We start from the raw sequence: 17,426 nt of genomic DNA, 5'->3' as shown, positions 1-17,426 counted from the left end.
TTATTTTTACGCTTTTATGAACAGAAGAAAATTCTTAAAAAACGCCGGCTTTGCAGCAGGCGCCATGGCTATTACCAATGATATGTTTGCCGGGAAAAATGATCCCGTGTATGGCCACAATGATATGCGCTACCGCATGAATATAAAATGGGGCGCTTTAAACCCGGAAAAACATCCTGTAAATGATTGCCATGAAATGATACAGGATAAAAAAGGGCGTATTGTTTTGCTTACAAATGAAACAAAAAACAATATTCTTATCTACAATAAGTCGGGCAAACTTAAAGGCAGCTGGGGGCATGAATTTCCCGGCGCACACGGACTAACGCTCCATCGCGCGGGAGGAGAAGAGTACCTGTTTATTACCGACACCAGTAAGCACCAGGTATATAAAACCACATTGGATGGCAAGCTGCTATTTACTATAGACTACCCCGAAGAAACCGGCGTGTATAAAAACAAAGCGGCATTTGTTCCTACAGAAACAACAGTGCTTGATAACGGAGATTTTTATATTGCCGATGGTTATGGCGCGCAGTATATAATGCATTATGATGAGAAAGGAAAACTGAAGCATTTCTTCGGAGGCAAGGGAGATACTACCGCCAACCTCGATAACGCACATGGTATAACGGTTGACAGCAGGCAGGGAACGCCTACTTTACTGATCACCGACCGCACCCGCAACTGCTTTAAAAGATTTTCATTAGACGGAAAGCTGATTGAAGTAATTGAATTACCCGGAGCCTGTGTTTGCCGGCCGGTTATACACGGCGATCACCTGTATGCCGCGGTATTACGCTCACCCGACTTAAACGCCCCCGGAACCGGCTTTGTAACCATATTAGATAAAAACAATAAAGTGGTTTCCAATATCGGCGGAACAGCACCGGTATATAAAGAGGGCAAACTACAACCCATGTCGCAGGCGGAGAAAATACTCGTTCATCCGCATGATGTATGTGTTGATGAGGAAGGAAGTATTTATGTATCGCAATGGGCGTCAAACAAAGTATATCCATACAAGTTTAGCAGGGTATAGTGAGGGTGTGGAAGTGAATAGTGAATTTCACCGCTCGCTATCCACTATTTCTCACTTCTCACGTTTCTCATTTGTTTCACGCAACACTAATGGTGTTTTGTTGATTTAAACAAGCGAAGCAGGTTGATATATACAACAATTTTAAAATTATAGCAACATACATGCAAACAGTTAAAAGAATTGGTGGTGGGGTATTATTCGGCAGCATGGTCTTTCTTCTTTTTTTAGTAGTATTTGAAAGTTTCCTGCATATCCCCTCATGGCTTGCCGTAGCAGGCAGATTGCATCCTATGTTACTTCACTTTCCCATCGTTTTGCTGCTGATCTCCTTTTTTACCATGTGGATTCCCGGAAATAAGGAGGCAGAAAATGAGTGGCTTGTTTTATTACGGTTTGTGGCCGCGTTATCGGCAGTCATTACCGCTATCTTAGGCATGTTATTATCGCTGGAAGATGCCGGTGAAGGAAATGTACTGCTCCTGCACAAATGGGGCGGCGTTACCATTGCCATACTGGGTTTTCTTTTTTATTCATATCACCACTTTTTGGTGAAGCACATGGTATTTACGAAACTGTTTACCATTACCGCCACATTTGCCATTATAATAACAGGACATTGGGGCGCTAACTTAACGCATGGAGAAGATTATGTACTGGCGCCCATTCAAAAGCAGCAAAGAGATTTGACGCCTCCCGATAAAGCCGTTGTGTTTGCAGATGTAATACAACCCATCCTGGAAAGCAAATGTACAAGCTGTCATAGTACATCAAAACTCAAGGGTGAACTGCTGCTTGAAAACCTGCAGGGCGTTCTGGCAGGTGGTAAATCGGGAGCATTGTTCATCCCCGGTCAGCCAGACACCAGCCTGCTGATCCGGCGCCTGCACTTACCGGCTGATGATAAGAAACATATGCCCCCCGCAGCCAAGCCCCAGTTAACAGAAACGGAATCTGCGCTGTTATACGCCTGGATCAAAGGAGGCGCAGTAACGGAAGATAAATTATTCAGCCTCCCCGAACAGGATACCTTCCGTATACTGGCCACCGGTTATTTACAGCCTGCTGCGCCTACGCAGCCTGTATATGATTTTAAAGCGGCGGATGAAAAGAAAGTACTGGCTTTAAATAATAACTACCGTGTGGTAGTACCCCTGGGAAAAAACTCACCCGCACTTTCGGTTAATTTGTATGGCCGTAATATATTTTCTTCAAAAGCATTAGAAGAACTCCTGCCCTTAAAACAACAAATCGTTGAACTGAACCTTTCCCGCCTGCCGGTGAAGGATGAAGACATGAAAGTGATCCGGCAGCTCACTAACCTGGAAAAGCTGAACCTTAATTACACAGATGTTACAGCTAAGGGGGTTGAACAATTAAGTACTTTAACCAAACTGCGTGAACTAACGCTGTCGGGTACCGCTGTTACGGCCCCGGCATTAGAAAAAATATTACCGCTCCCGGAACTGAAATCACTGTTTGTATGGGACACTAAAATAGACAGCGTACAGCTTCAGCCGCTTAAGGCTAAGTTTTCAAACATATCTATTGAAACGGGCTTTGTAGATAAAGGAGACATAATTGTAGCGTTGAGTCCTCCTGTTATAAAAACGCCGCAGGGTATTTTTAATAAAGCAACAACCATCGAAATCCGCCATCCCTTTAAAGGAGTGGATATACGGTATACTTTAGACGGAACGCAGCCCGACAGCGCGAGCGGCCTGTTATATACCGAACCTATTGCAATTAACGAATCGGTTACGCTGATTGCCAATGCCTACAAAAAAGGGTGGTATGGAAGTACACCGGTACAGGCCGCTTTTATTAAGCAGGGATTTGCACCCGATTCCATATCCTTCATCACTAAACCCGATCCAAAATACAATGCGGAAACACCCGGTTTGCTTACAGATGGCGTATTGGGCGATTATGCCAATTTCTCTAACGGAGAATGGCTGGGTTATCAAAAAAATGAAGCAGCATACTATTTATTCTTTAATAAAAAGGTTGCTCCCCGGAATATACTGCTGCAGATGCTGCAAAATACAGGCGGACATATTTTTCCTCCCTCAAAAATAGAAGTGTGGGGCGGAATGGATGAAGGGCATATGCAATTACTGGGTAAACTCGCCCCCGGCATACCCGAAAAAAACGAACCTGCAAAATCACTCCAGGAAAATATTCCTTTAACAGCAGCAGAAGTGCATTGCCTGAAGATCATACTTCATCCTGTTGCTTCGCTCCCGTTGTGGCATAATAGCAAAGGAAAGCCCGGCTGGATATTTTTAAGCGAAATTGTGGTAAATTAAAAATACCTCAAATTATATAAGTAACGCCCCGGCCGTTATGCTTTATGCTGAAAGCCCCAATTATGTTTTGCTTATTTCACGAATAAGGTAATTTTGCGGGCTATTGAACAATTGCCCCCGTTTTCAGACATTATATGGGGAGGTAAACCTTATATTTTACAATCATGTTTTCTTTCCAGGATAAAAAGCAATACCTGTTTTTATGCTTTATACTAAGCATTTGCTATGTTGTAGGATTATTTGTTCCCCTGATGAACGGCGATGCATCGCACCATGCCAATATTGCCCTTCACATGTACCAAAATAATAACTATGTAGATCTGATTGATCGTGGAAAAGATTATTTAGATAAACCACATGTACTGTTCTGGCTTGCTGCTGCCTGCTATCACTTATTCGGTGTAACCCCTTTTGCTTATAAACTGCCTTCTTTACTGTTTAGCATTGCCGCTGTTTGGGCAACCTATAAAACAGGTAAACGCCTGTACAATGCGGAAGCAGGAAGGCTGGCCGCGTTAATACTGGCTTCTGCCCAGGCCTTTATTCTTGCCTGCATGGATGTGCGCATGGATGCCATACTCACGGCCTGCATCATCCTGGCAGCCTGGCAATTGCTGGAAGCTGCAACAGGAGGGAAATGGTACAATATAGTTGCCGCTGCCTTATTTATGGCGCTGGGTTTCTCCACCAAAGGCATGGCCGGTATTATTATTCCCTGCGCCGCCTTGTTTTTTTACCTGCTGTATAAACGCAATTTTACCGGCATATTTCACATCAAATGGATAGCCACAGCCTTGTTTACGCTTGTTTTCATGCTCCCGGTGCTGTATTGCTATTACCTGCAGTTTGATCTGCATCCCGAAAAAGAGATCAGGGGAATGACCCATATTTCGGGTGTAAAATTTATTTTATGGGGACAAAACATTGAACGGCTGGATGGAAAGAATTGGGGAGGCGGTAAAAAAGATTATTTCTTTTATTTTCATACGCTGTTATGGGCCTTCCTGCCCTGGTCGCTCCTGGCTTATTATGCCGCAGGCAGCCGGTTAAAAGATCTGTTGAGAACCAGGCTGGCATTTCTACACCATACCGAAGCGTTTACTATTGGAACCGTTGTATTTGTTTTTATAGTAATCTCCGGTTCACAGTTTCAGCTTCCGCATTATCTGAATATTCTTTTTCCCTTCCTGGCCATATTAACTGCGGCTAAACTGGTAAAGCTGGATGCGCAATCCCGCACCAGGTCTTTACGCGTTATTACCTGGCTTCAAACCATCATTGCCCTCCTTATCGTTATCCTCGTAGTTATTTTATGTGTATGGAGTTTCTCCGCCAATATTGTTCTTATAGGCTTACCGGCCCTGGCAGCCATTTTGTATATAGGCTGGTGGGCGTTGAGCAACAAAAAGCCGCTGCTGAAAATGGCCACGGTTAGCGTTACCGGAATTGCCCTGGTGAACTTTATACTTTTTTCTTTCTTCTACCCGCAATTGCTGCGGTATGAAGGAGGTTTAAACCTGGCCGCTATTGCAAAAGAAAAACAAATTGATCTTTCAAAGACTTACTTTTACAATACCTATAATTTTGCATTTGATTTCAAAAACAACCACCTCTCTCCTACCCTCTTTTTAGATGATATTAAAAACAAACAAGGTGATGCATTCTGGCTGCTTACTGATACAAAAGGTATGGATTCATTAAAGCTGGCTGCCATTTCCCCTGCCGAAGTATATGAGGGTAAGCATTTTCGCATCAGCCGTTTGAATGCATCATTTTTAAACCCGGCTACCAGGCAAAACCAGTTGGATACCTTATACCTGCTAAAGGTTTTACATTAAAATACAGTTATGATACCTGAACTCTCCATAATAATAACGGTTTTAAATGAAGTAGAAAATGTTAACCACCTGGTAGAAAAACTCCGGGTTGACTTATCAGGTATTGATTATGAAGTAATTTTTGTGGATGACGGCTCTACAGATGGCACGCAAAAAGCAATCAAAACCATAGCCGATGAAAGAACCACATTAATTGAGCTAAGAAAAAATTACGGGCAAAGTACCGCCATGACTGCGGGAATAGAACATGCCACAGGCAGGTACGTGGCATTATTAGACGGCGATATGCAAAACGACAGCAGCGATATTCCGCACATGCTCCATACACTCAAAACCGAAGACTGGGATGTGGTGGCAGGCAATCGCAAAAACCGGCAGGACGGATTGCTGTTGCGCAAGTTGCCCAGCCGCATTGCCAACTACCTGATCAGGAAATTAACCGGGGTGCATATTAAAGATTATGGCTGCACATTAAAAATATTTAAAAAAGAAATAGCAGACGACCTGGGCTTATATGGCGAAATGCACCGCTTTATACCTGTACTGGCCAAGTTGCAGGGCGCCAGCATTGTGCAGGTAGATGTAAAACATCATCACCGCCGGTTCGGAAAATCAAAATACGGGCTGGGACGCACATTTAAAGTGATGTCGGATTTAATTACGATGGTTTTTTTCAGAAAATATATTCAAAAACCTATGCACCTTTTTGGTGGTATTGGTTTCGTCATGCTTTTCATTGGAATCATAACGAATATTTATTTGCTGATTTTAAAATTATCGGGACACGATATATGGGGCAAGCCCTTATTGATTTTAGGATTAATTTTTCTACTGGGCGGAATACAGTTAATAACCATTGGTTTCCTGGCAGAGATCAGTATCCGCATCTATTTTGAATCGGGAAATAAAAAAACGTACCAGATCAGGCGCATTGTACATGGACAAAAAAAAGATGTGGAATACCGGTAAGCTTTTTTTAAAAATAGCGGTTACCGGTATTACCCTATGGGTGGTTTATACAAAAATTGATTTGCATGCATTGTCCCGTATATGGAACAATGCGGCTGTATGGCTGTTTGTTCCTGCCCTGTTGTTTTTCGCGGTTTCCCAATTGATTTCTTCCTTCCGGTTATTGAATTTTTTCAGGAATATTCAACTCCCCATACCCGCTAAAAACAATATCATTTTGTATATACAGGGCATGTTTTACAATATTTTTTTACCCGGCGGCATTGGCGGCGACGGATATAAAATACTTACCCTGAACAGGCAATATAATAAGCCGCGTAAACAAATTTTTGGCGCTGTTTTTTTTGACCGGCTCAGCGGGTTATGGGCGCTCAGCTTTCTGATGGTATTGCTTTCATTAGTGGTACCGCTCTTCGGCGATTATACATGGCTGGTAGCCGGCGCTTTTGTGGCAGGCACTGTACTATACTACTTTGTGATCCGTTATTTTTTTAAGCCGCACAGCATAAGGTTCTTCAAAACGCATCTTTTAGCCCTGCTGGTGCAAAGCTGCCAGTTGGTTACCGTTGCGTTTATTTTAAAAGCCCTGGGTTGCCAGGAATCGTACACCGCTTATTTTATAATATTCCTGCTATCCTCACTGGCTACGCTTTTCCCTTTCAGCATTGGCGGTTTGGGCGCCCGCGAAATTGTCATCGTTTGGGCAGCTCCCATACTTCAGCTCAACAATGATATGTCGGTTTCCGTAAGCCTTTGCTTTTATTTCATTTCAGCCATCCTCTCCCTGATGGGCATATCCGTTGTATTTTATTCAAAGAAAAGTTGAGATGGATACTGGTTGCAGGGTACAAGTTTCAGGTTGCGGGTGCAAGTTACAGGCCTGTTGCAGGGAATATCGTTTCAATCCGGGCTTATCGTTTGTGGTTTACGGTTGCATTCCGCCCCGGATTTATTTCATGCAAAGAAGCGGAGAATGCTAAAAAAGCTTTCAGGTGTCAGCCGTCAGTTGAGTAGCTGCTAACGACAGGCAATGTGTCAGTGGTGAGGAACGAATGATCTGTATTTTATTTAGTTCCTGATGCTTTGTATTCCATCGAATTTTGAAGTTTAAGTCTTCGGGTTTTATCATTTATTGGGCATTCCAACCCATTTTGTATTTCCGGTATAAAAATTATACCTTTTCAAGATAAATAAATTACAAAAAACAATGAGTCCTGCAGCAACTGCTGCTCTTAAGAATAAGAAAAATAAAATACCAGCGATTACCCATCATGAAAATACAAACAGGTGTCCAGGCATCGGAACTAAGCGGTAAGCTAAAAAAATTCTGGGAGATTTCGGGAGAGAAGATCGCCCTTATTGAAAAGAATTACAACGCATCCAAAGGTTCCCCGGTCTTCACTGTTAATGGCAGCTACACAACCAGGGGATGGACGGAATGGACCCAGGGCTTCCAATACGGCTCGGCTATATTACAATATGATGCTACCGGGGAAAAGCAGGCACTGGAACTGGCGCGAAATAAAACGGTAACGGTAATGTCTCCCCATATCAGTCATACCGGCGTACACGACCACGGGTTTAATAATGTAAGCACCTACGGCAATTTACTGCGCCTCATGCATGAAGGCAGCATACCTTACAATGAATGGGAAAAGAATTTCTATACCCTGGCCCTTAAAATTTCCGGGGCGGTTCAGGCGGGGCGCTGGACGATCATTAAGAACGGGGGATTTATTCATTCCTTCAACGGACCCCATTCTCTTTTTGTAGACACTATCCGTTCTGTCCGGGTACTGGTGATCAGTCACTGTCTCGGTCATTTTCTGCAGGCGGAAGGAGATATCAAAATCAGCCTGCAGGATCGTGCCATTCAGCATCTTGCAGCCACAGCCAAATATTCCATATTCTATAATGAAGACCGCGATATATATGATGTTTGGGGCCGCACGGCACATGAAAGCGTTTTTAACGTAAAGGATGGGAACTTCCGCTGTTCCGGTTCCCAGCAAGGTTATACCGGTTTCAGTACCTGGACAAGAGGACTGGCCTGGGCCATGTGCGGGTTTGCGGAAGAACTGGAATGGTTTGATACATTAAACGAAAAAGAACTTTCCGAAAAGAAAAGCCTTATTACGCTGCTGCTCAAAGGTGCGCAGGCTACCTGCGATTTTTACATTAACCATACCCCCGCCAATGGCATTCCGTATTGGGATACCGGCGCACCGGGGTTGAACAACTTAGGCGATTATTTGAACAAACCTGCCGACCCCTTTAATAACTTTGAGCCTGTGGATAGTTCGGCTGCTGCCATTGCCGCCCAGGGATTGCTGCGCTTAGGGAAATACCTGCAAAGCAAAGACGATACAGTAAACGGCAACCGCTACTGGCAGGCAGGACTCACGGTGCTGCATACCCTGCTTGATGAACCCTATCTCAGCACTAACAAAAATCACCAGGGATTGATCCTGCATTCCATTTATCACCGGCCCAACGGGTGGGATCATATACCCCAAGGCAGTAAAATTCCATACGGAGAATCGAGCATGTGGGGCGATTATCATGCCCGCGAGGCCGCACTTTATTTGCAAAGAGTAATCAATAACGAAACGTACTATACTTTTTTTAATATTCAATGAGTATACAGGAACATACCGGCCTTTCCCGCTTGTGCATCCACACTATTACTACCAAACCCTGGAACATAGAGCAAGCAGCAAAGCATTATTCGGCTGCGGGTGTTAAGGGTATTACCGTTTGGCGTGATGCGCTGGAAGGGAGAAATATAAAACAAACCGGCAACCTGCTGCGTGAGCATGATTTAACAACCGTATCACTTTGCCGCGGAGGATTTTTTGCTGATAAAGATGCAGGCAAAAGAAAGCTGGCGATTGATGACAACAGGAAAGCGATAGCCGAAGCCGCTGAACTGGGAACAGCTATGATCGTGCTGGTTTGCGGAGCCGATCCATCCCAATCTTTAGAAGAATCCAGGAAACAGATCCACGATGGCATTGCTGCTGTAATTCCCGATGCATCAGCCGCCGGTGTAAAACTGGCCATTGAGCCGCTTCATCCTATGTATGCTAACACCCGTTCTGCTATTAACACTTTGGCGCAGGCAAATGATATGGCGGAAGCGTTGCATTCTCCCTGGGTGGGTGTGGCGGTTGATGTATATCACCTGTGGTGGGATCCGCACCTTGAGCAGGAAATAAAACGATGCGGACAGAATGAACACCTCCTGGCTTTTCATATCTGCGACTGGAAAACACCAACAACAGATTTATTGTTCGACAGGGGCTTGATGGGAGAAGGCTGCATTCCGGTGAAACAGATCAGGGAATGGGTGGAAGCCGCAGGTTTTAACGGGTTCAATGAAGTGGAAATTTTTTCCAATACTTTCTGGAAAGAAGACCAGGCGGAATTTTTAAAGAAGATCATTAAAGCGTACGTGGAAAATGCTTAAGGTGAGTAGTGAATAGTCAAAAGTGAGACGTGAAAGGTGAAAGTTTATCGTTTCACGAGGGGAAACGGGAGATGTAAAAGGTGAAAGGAAAGGAGTATCAGGTCCATCATTAGTTGTATTTTGCTCATAGCTGAAAGCTGACTGCTGACAGCTCATAGCTGAACAAACCGATAACAAATTACAATATGAAAGCGCATAACATAGGTATTATTATGAACGGCGTTACCGGGCGCATGGGCACTAACCAGCATTTGCTGCGCTCCATTGCCGAAATCATAAAACAAGGCGGCGTAAAAATTGGCCCCGATGAGGTCATTATGCCCGATCCTGTGCTGGTTGGCCGCGATGAAAACAAATTACAAAACCTGTGTGCATTATCCGGCATCAGTAAAATGAGTACCAACTTAGACGAGGTGCTGGAGGATACAAACAATATCATTTACTTTGATGCGCAAACTACCGGCCGCCGTGCAGACGCGGTACGCAAAGCAGTAAAAAAAGGCAAACATATTTACTGCGAAAAACCCATAGCGGTGAACACAAAAGAAGCAATGGAATTATATGCGTTGTGTAAACATACCGGTGTAAAAAATGGTGTAGTGCAGGATAAGCTCTGGCTACCCGGTATTATAAAACTTAAGCGCCTGATTCAGCAAGGCTTCTTTGGTAAAATACTTTCTGTACGCGGCGAGTTCGGTTACTGGGTATTTGAAGGTGATAGTATTCCTGCACAAAGACCCTCATGGAATTACAGGAAAGACGATGACGGCGGTATTATTGTTGATATGCTATGCCACTGGCGTTATGTGCTCGACAATGTGTTTGGAAAAGTGAAAGCGGTATCCTGCCTCGGCGCCACGCATATTCCCGAAAGGATTGATGAGCAAGGTAAACTATATAAATGTACAGCAGACGATGCGGCCTATGCTACATTTGAACTGGAAAACGGCATTATTGCGCAATTTAACTCTTCGTGGGCGGTTAGGGTTAGACGTGATGACCTGCTGACGCTGCAGGTGGATGGCACCAAAGGTTCTGCTGTAGCAGGTTTACGCGAATGTTATATTCAGCATTATGGCAACACACCCAAACCGGTATGGAACCCGGACATAGCACAGTCTATTAATTTTTTTGAGGGTTGGTCGAAAGTGCCTGAGCATGAGGTTTACGATAATGCCTTTAAAGCGCAGTGGGAACTGTTTTTAAAACATGTTGTAAAGGATGAACCCTTTGCCTGGGATTTAGGGGAAGGGGTGAAAGGCGTGCAGCTTGCGGAAAAGGGATTGGAGAGCTGGAGCAAAAGATGCTGGGTAGCTATTCCCGAACTTTAAATTATTCATTACAATGAAAAGGATAGCATTAGTAACAGGCGGCAGCAGAGGTATTGGTTTGGGCATTGCCACACAACTGGCAGCAAATGGTTTTGATTTGGCCATTAATGGCATCCGTTCCGCAGGGGATGTGGAAGATGCGATAAAGCAATTAAAAAGCTTTGGTAACGATGTTATCTATTGCCGCGGGAGCATTGCTTCATCTGCCGGCAGGGAGCAGATCATCAGTGAAGTAAAAGATCATTATCACAGGCTCAATATACTGGTAAACAACGCGGGTATAGCGCCAGGGCAGCGCAATGATATACTGGAAGCAACGGAGGAAAGTTATGATGAGGTAATGAACACCAATTTAAAGGGCAGCTATTTTTTGATGCAAAAAGCCGCCAACTGGATGATTGAACAAAAGAAAAATGACGCAGCATTCAGCGGATGCATCATCAACATTTCTTCCCTGTCGGCCACAGTAGCTTCCGTAAACCGGGGAGAATACTGTCTTTCAAAAGCGGGGCTCAGCATGGCTACACAGTTATTTGCCGTAAGGCTGGGCGAATTTAATATCCCTGTTTTTGAAGTGCGGCCTGGCATTATTCTCACCGATATGACAGCAGGTGTGAAAGAAAAATACGACAAAATGATTAATGAAGGATTGTGCCTGCAACAGCGCTGGGGCAAGCCGGAAGATGTGGGCAAAGCCGTGGCATCACTTGCAAAAGGAGATTTTATGTATTCAACCGGGCAGGTAATTATGGTAGACGGGGGATTAACGATCCCGAGATTATAAATGAGTATAAAAGAAATATGTGAACCTATGTGCCTTATAATCCTATGTGTTGAAAAAATACACTAACACATAGACAAAATAGGAACATAGAAACGCAATAAAAAGAAAACTATTTATGTAAAGAATATTGGAAGACTACATCTATGTGAACCTATGTGCCTGTGATTCTATGTGTTATAAAAAAAATAATGAATATTATACACTACTATATTTATCTATAATGCCAAAAAGATTATTGCCCATACACACTGCGATGATTTTGTTACTGCTTTTCTGCTCCTGTCATCCGGGCTCATCATCGCACGCGGATGCGATACCATCGGACTCTACTGTCATTGCATCCGGCAAAACCCTGTTTAATCAATATTGCGCCAGTTGCCATAATATGCAGCAAAACGGCATTGGGCCAAAGCTGGCGGGCATAACCACTGAAGTTCCTGCAGAATGGTTGCGTCATTTTATCCTCAGCCCCGAACAAACCATTGCATCGGGCGATGAACGGGCAACCCGGTTATTTAAGGAATACAAAACCATGATGCCCTCATTTGCCACGTTAAAAGACAACGATGTAAATGCACTGATCGCTTTTTTGAATGCACATCAGCCATCCGCCAACTCCAGAAAAGAAACCAATAAAGGACTGGCAGACCCTATTCCTGAACGGATAAAATTTAGCGGGCTGGTGGTAAACCTTACAGCGGTTACATCATTTCCGGTTACGGCTGATGACGGCAAAAAACCACTGGCAAGAATTACCAAGCTCGACTTTCAACCCAATACAGGCGATTTATTTGTGGATGATCTTAACGGCAAATTATATAAAATAAAGAACGGGCAGCCTGTGCTCTATATGGATATTATTAAACTAAAACCAAGGTTTATTCACCAGCCGGGACTGGCAACGGGTTTGGGCAGCTTCGCTTTTCATCCCAATTTCGCCGCAAACGGTCTCTTTTATACCACGCATACCGAACCTCCTTATACAGCAAAAGCAATATTTGGCTTCGATGATTCTATTAAAGCAACAGTGCAATGGGTGCTAACAGAATGGAAAGTTAGCAACACTACCACTGATCATTTTGCAGGAACAAGCCGCGAATTATTCAGGGCGGATATGGTGGGCGGCATTCACGGCGTACAGGAAATTACTTTTAACCCGCTTGCCAAACCAGGCGATGAAGATTATGGTCTATTGTATATTGGTGTGGGAGATGGCGGCTCTGTTGAAAACGGTTATTCTTTTTTAGCGCAAAGCAAAGAAAAAATATGGGGTACCATTCTTCGTATAGATCCCCTGGGCCGCAACAGTGCCAATGGGCAATACGGCATTCCGGCGCATAACCCGTTTGCCCGGGAACATACCGGCAAAATACCGGGCGAAATTTATGCGTTTGGTTTCAGGAACCCGCACCGCATTAGCTGGACCAGGGATGGGAAAATGCTGGCCTGTAATATCGGTCAGCATCATATTGAATCAGTAAACCTGGTGCGTCCGGGCAATAATTATGGCTGGCCCACCAGGGAAGGCAGCTTTGTAATAGACCCTCATGGAGATATCAATAACGTATACCCGTTGCCGGCAAATGACAGCGTGTATAAGATCACCTACCCCGTTGCTGAATTTGATCATGACGAAGGCGTTGCCATTTCTGGCGGACTGGAATATTGGGGAGATGCTATTCCTCAATTAAAGGGAAAGTACTTTTTTGGGGATATTCCTTCAGGCAGGTTGTACTATATAAACGTATCAGATATAGAACAGGGAAAACAGGCAATGATCAGGGAATGGAGCATTACAATAGGCAGCGCTTCTGCCACACTTGCGCAAGCCTGCGAAAGCAGCCGCGTTGATCTGCATTTTGGCAGGGACGCGCAAGGTGAATTATATATACTAACCAAAGCGGATGGAAAATTGTATAAGCTAACAAGCGCCGAACAAACACAGGAATAAGAAGTTTGTGGTTTGGAGATTTACGGTTTATAAGTTACAGGGGGCAGGTTGCAAGGCTCAGGGTATAGAATACCTGACACCTCACACCTGAAGCCTGATACCTCTTTAAAGCAAAATAGAAATCAACTATCCAACATGATAATAAAAGACCCGTTAGCAAGTGCAGCTATCTCCATAGCTTCCGGAACAACCATCCAGCATCTGTTACGCCTTCCTGTTTTAGTAGCGGCACTTGGGTATATGGTAGACATGTACGATTTATTTCTATTCAGCATTGTTCGTGTGCCCAGTTTAAAATCACTGAACCTCTCCGGAGAAAGTATCTTGAAAGACGGGCTCATGTTGCTGAATCTCCAAATGGCGGGCATGCTGATTGGCGGAATTGTATGGGGTATTATGGGCGACAGGAAAGGCAGATTGTCTGTTTTGTTCGGTTCTATTTTAATTTATTCTTTAGCCAATATCGGCAACGGGCTGGTAACTTCTGTGGGCGCCTATGCCGTATTGCGGTTTATTGCCGGCTTTGGCCTTGCCGGTGAACTGGGCGCAGGCATTACACTGGTATCGGAAATTTTACCAAATAAAATTCGCGGTTATGGCGCAACGTTAGTAGCCACAATGGGGGTAATGGGCGCCTTGCTCGCCTACCTGGTATCGTATTTTTTCGACTGGCGGATATCTTATTTTATTGGCGGCGGACTCGGGCTGTTACTGATGGTGATGCGGATCAGGGTTTTTGAATCGGGCATCTTCCTTAAGTTGAAAGAGAAGAAAATTAAACGGGGAAATGTACTCATGTTATTGAACAACAAAAAAAGACTATTCAAATATATCAACGGTATTGTTATTGGAATGCCCATATGGTTTGTTGTAGGCATACTTATAACATTCTCGCCGGAATTTGGACAGGCGCTGGGACTCAATGAACCTATTGACGCGGGCAAAGCCGTGATGCTTGCTTTTTCGGGACAGGTAGCAGGGAACCTCGCCAGCGGTTTTTTAAGCCAGTATTTGCAGAGCCGTAAAAAGGCGATTTTACTCTTTATACTCATTTCCGTTTCATTGGTACTTATTTATTTATTGGCGCCATTTCATTCCGCCACATGGTTTTATGTAATTTGCGCATGCCTTGGCTTTTCAAGTGGTTACTGGACGCTTTTTATAACCGTTGCAGCCGAGCTTTTCGGATCCAATCTCAGGGCAACAGTTGCCACCACCATACCTAACTTTGTAAGAGCTACCGTTATACCGCTAACTGCTCTTTTTATACTGATGAAAAGTTATGCAGGAATCATTTACGGCGCTTTAATCGTAGGATTGATCGCTTATGCCTTGGCGATAGTTGCACTTTTTTATCTTGAAGAAACGTTTAAAAAAGATATGAATTACAATGAAGCGGAATAATATGCAGGCACTGTATTTATTGTAATGAAAACAATTACGATCACATTGAGAACCCTGCAAACGGGTGATGCTGCGGCTGCAATGAAACTGTCTGCCGCAGAAGGCTGGAACCAAACGGCAAACGACTGGAATTTTTTAATAGCAGATCCCCGGAATATTTGTATTGCCGCTGTATGTGAAGAAGATATCATTGCAACAACCACTGCCATTCATTATTCCAACAGGCTTGCCTGGATTGGAATGGTGCTGGTAAATAAAGAATACAGGGGAAGGGGAATAAGCAAATTACTGCTTGAACATGTTTTCAAAAAAATTGAATCCTTCCCTTCGGTTAAACTTGATGCCACAGCGCAGGGGCAACAGGTGTATAAAAAATTTGGCTTCAAAAACGAATACCGTATTGCAAGAATGGTGAATACAGCCCCCCAAAAAATAACCATTCCTGGTGGTGTATTGCCGGAACCAATCCGGTTAGAACATATTCCGGAAATCATTGCCCTGGATGAAATTGTTTTTGGCGTTAACAGAACGCCGCTAATTGAAATGCTGATAAGAACCCATCCTCATAAAGCATGGGTACTATTACAAAATAATCAGGTTACAGGGTTTTCACTGGGAAGAGACGGAAGCAAATACCATCACATAGGACCCGTAATAGCACAAACGCAGTCGGATGCAAATTTACTTATGTTGCATGCGCTGAATCAACTTACAGGCAAACCGGTTGTTGCGGATGTATTGTGTGATAAAGAAGAACTGATGCATTCATTAACTGCTATTGGCTTTAGCACGCAGCGCTATTTTACAAGAATGTACAAAGCGGAAAACCATTTTCCCGGAACCAGCAGCATGCTCTACGCGATATGCGGACCTGAGTTTGGGTAAAAGAAATGCTCACCTTTGTCCTCTCGCCTCTCACAAAGAACATACAGCATATTAGGTTAACTTAACGTTAGTACACTTTATTTCGCCCAAATGCAATTTCAAGCGTACGCACAATCAGGTCGCAGTCATCTGTTGTAATAACCAATGAAGGCCGCAGGGTTAAGATATTACCCTCAATTACTTTAAATGCAACACCCTGTTTCAAACAATCGTACATGATCTGTTCTGCATATAAAGTTGCCCGCTCTTTGGTAACCGGGTCTTTAACAAGATCAATACCGAGATGCATTCCTTTGCCGGCTACATTACCCATAACAGGGAAGCGCTTTTTTAGTTCAAGAAGCTGTTCGAGTAAGTAACGTCCAAGCGTGGCCGCATTTTTTACCAGTTCATGCAATTCAATATAATGAATAGCCGCAAGCCCGGCTGCGGCCGACAAAGGATTTTTTTCGTGCGTAAAATGACCGATGGAACGGTGCTGCAAAACATTATATTTTTCTTTGGTTACTATGCCGGCAAGGGGCAGCAGCCCTCCGCCAAGCGATTTGCCCAGCACCAGCACATCGGGTGTTACATAATGTTCACAGGCAAACCATTTGCCCGTTCTTCCCAGTCCTTCAATAATTTCATCAAAAATGAGGAAGATGCCATGGGTATCGCAAATTTCCCTGATCTGCTGCCAGTACCTCTGCGATGGCACTACCGGCGTGGAAGAAATGGGTTCGGCCACAATAGCCGCTATGTCGGGATTTCTTTGCAGGATGATCTTCAGTTGACGCAGGTATTGTTCGTCAACCGCCTCCTCATCTTCCATATTCCACGGGTTCCGGTAATAGTTTGGAAACTCAATATGAAATGCGCCCGGCATCATGGGTCCCATACCAATAGAAAAATGCTCTTCCCCACCGATGCTGGACGACTGAAACCCATTGCCATGATAGGAATCCCAGTAAGAAATTGTTTTCCATCTTCCTGTTATATGTTTGGCCAAAGCAACAGCCATTTCTATAGCTTCAGAACCGCCGGGGCAAAACAATACACGGGTAAGCTCCGCCGGGGTTATGGCAACCAGCTTTTTTGCCAGTTCAATAGCCGGGATATTGGTATAACGCCGCGGGGTAAACGCCAGCTTTTCCTGCAATTGCTTTTGTACCGCAGCTATTACTTCCGGGTTGGAGAAACCGGCATTATGCACGCCATTGCCGTGGAGGTCGAGGTAACGCCTGCCCTGCATATCTTCAATCCATGCCCCCTCGGTTTTTGCCAGTATATTCATCACCGGTGTAGACAATGCCTGATGCAAAAAATATTTTTCATCTTCTTCCAGCCAATGCCGGGTCTCTTCATCCAGGCTGTTAACATATTGAGCTCTTAAGCTGCCTGTATTGATATCGCCCTGTTCTTTTGAAACGGTCTGATCCATAAGAAAAAAATTAATCCTGTGTTG

At 44.1% G+C, this 17,426-nt stretch carries 13 protein-coding genes; 12 read left to right on the top strand and 1 reads right to left on the bottom strand.

The genetic code is table 11. The features are described 5' to 3' along the window. The first annotated feature begins 16 nt into the window (after positions 1–16). From VL121_RS16560 to VL121_RS16505, 12 genes are all read left to right on the top strand, one after another. A complete protein-coding gene (locus VL121_RS16560) occupies positions 17–1,042 on the top strand; it encodes a twin-arginine translocation signal domain-containing protein (protein WP_325407380.1) in 1,026 nt (341 codons plus the stop codon). Between the two features lie 161 nt (positions 1,043–1,203). Further along, positions 1,204–3,348 carry a chitobiase/beta-hexosaminidase C-terminal domain-containing protein gene (locus tag VL121_RS16555; RefSeq protein ID WP_325407378.1) on the top strand — a complete coding sequence of 715 codons (2,145 nt, stop codon included), beginning with the start codon at positions 1,204–1,206 and terminating at the stop codon, positions 3,346–3,348. Positions 3,349–3,512: 164 nt separating this feature from the next. Next, complete coding sequence (locus VL121_RS16550; protein WP_325407376.1) at positions 3,513–5,186, top strand: glycosyltransferase family 39 protein; 1,674 nt, start codon at positions 3,513–3,515, stop codon at positions 5,184–5,186. 9 nt (positions 5,187–5,195) lie between these two features. Further along, positions 5,196–6,155, top strand: a complete 960-nt coding sequence (locus tag VL121_RS16545) for a glycosyltransferase family 2 protein (RefSeq protein ID WP_325407374.1) — start codon at positions 5,196–5,198, stop codon at positions 6,153–6,155. Beyond that, positions 6,124–6,981, top strand: coding sequence for a lysylphosphatidylglycerol synthase transmembrane domain-containing protein (locus tag VL121_RS16540; protein ID WP_325407372.1), 858 nt, complete (start codon positions 6,124–6,126; stop codon positions 6,979–6,981). Before VL121_RS16545 ends, VL121_RS16540 begins: the two co-directional genes overlap by 32 nt. 445 nt (positions 6,982–7,426) lie before the next feature. Next, positions 7,427–8,794 carry a glycosyl hydrolase gene (locus VL121_RS16535; RefSeq protein ID WP_325407370.1) on the top strand — a complete coding sequence of 456 codons (1,368 nt, stop codon included), beginning with the start codon at positions 7,427–7,429 and terminating at the stop codon, positions 8,792–8,794. Next, positions 8,791–9,624: a sugar phosphate isomerase/epimerase family protein gene (locus VL121_RS16530; protein ID WP_325407368.1), complete on the top strand. Its 834-nt coding sequence runs from the start codon at positions 8,791–8,793 to the stop codon at positions 9,622–9,624. The genes VL121_RS16535 and VL121_RS16530 overlap by 4 nt, the downstream gene beginning before the upstream one ends. Positions 9,625–9,809: 185 nt before the next feature. Then, on the top strand, positions 9,810–10,955 hold the full coding sequence (locus VL121_RS16525; RefSeq protein WP_325407366.1) for a Gfo/Idh/MocA family protein: 1,146 nt from the start codon (positions 9,810–9,812) through the stop codon (positions 10,953–10,955). Positions 10,956–10,968: 13 nt separating this feature from the next. Next, a complete protein-coding gene (locus VL121_RS16520; protein ID WP_325407364.1) occupies positions 10,969–11,739 on the top strand; it encodes a 3-ketoacyl-ACP reductase in 771 nt (256 codons plus the stop codon). Between the two features lie 220 nt (positions 11,740–11,959). After that, entirely contained in the window at positions 11,960–13,690 is a 1,731-nt protein-coding gene (locus VL121_RS16515) for a PQQ-dependent sugar dehydrogenase (protein WP_325407362.1), read from the top strand. Between the two features lie 135 nt (positions 13,691–13,825). Beyond that, positions 13,826–15,094 carry an MFS transporter gene (locus tag VL121_RS16510; protein ID WP_325407360.1) on the top strand — a complete coding sequence of 423 codons (1,269 nt, stop codon included), beginning with the start codon at positions 13,826–13,828 and terminating at the stop codon, positions 15,092–15,094. A 24-nt stretch (positions 15,095–15,118) separates the two neighbouring features. Then, on the top strand, positions 15,119–15,979 hold the full coding sequence (locus VL121_RS16505; protein WP_325407358.1) for a GNAT family N-acetyltransferase: 861 nt from the start codon (positions 15,119–15,121) through the stop codon (positions 15,977–15,979). Positions 15,980–16,046: 67 nt separating this feature from the next. Here VL121_RS16505 and pbfA read toward each other — a convergent pair whose 3' ends face one another. After that, the gene (pbfA, locus tag VL121_RS16500; protein WP_325407356.1) at positions 16,047–17,402 is read right to left on the bottom strand and encodes a (R)-1-hydroxy-2-aminoethylphosphonate ammonia-lyase; all 1,356 of its coding nucleotides are present in this window, start codon (positions 17,400–17,402) and stop codon (positions 16,047–16,049) included. Positions 17,403–17,426: the final 24 nt, after the last annotated feature.

The sequence above is a fragment of the Agriterribacter sp. genome (assembly GCF_035497235.1).
In the GTDB taxonomy this organism is placed as follows: Bacteria; Bacteroidota; Bacteroidia; order Chitinophagales; family Chitinophagaceae; genus Agriterribacter.
The sequence above is the reverse complement of the archived record's forward strand: the minus strand, read 5'-3'. Positions and strand labels throughout refer to the sequence as shown.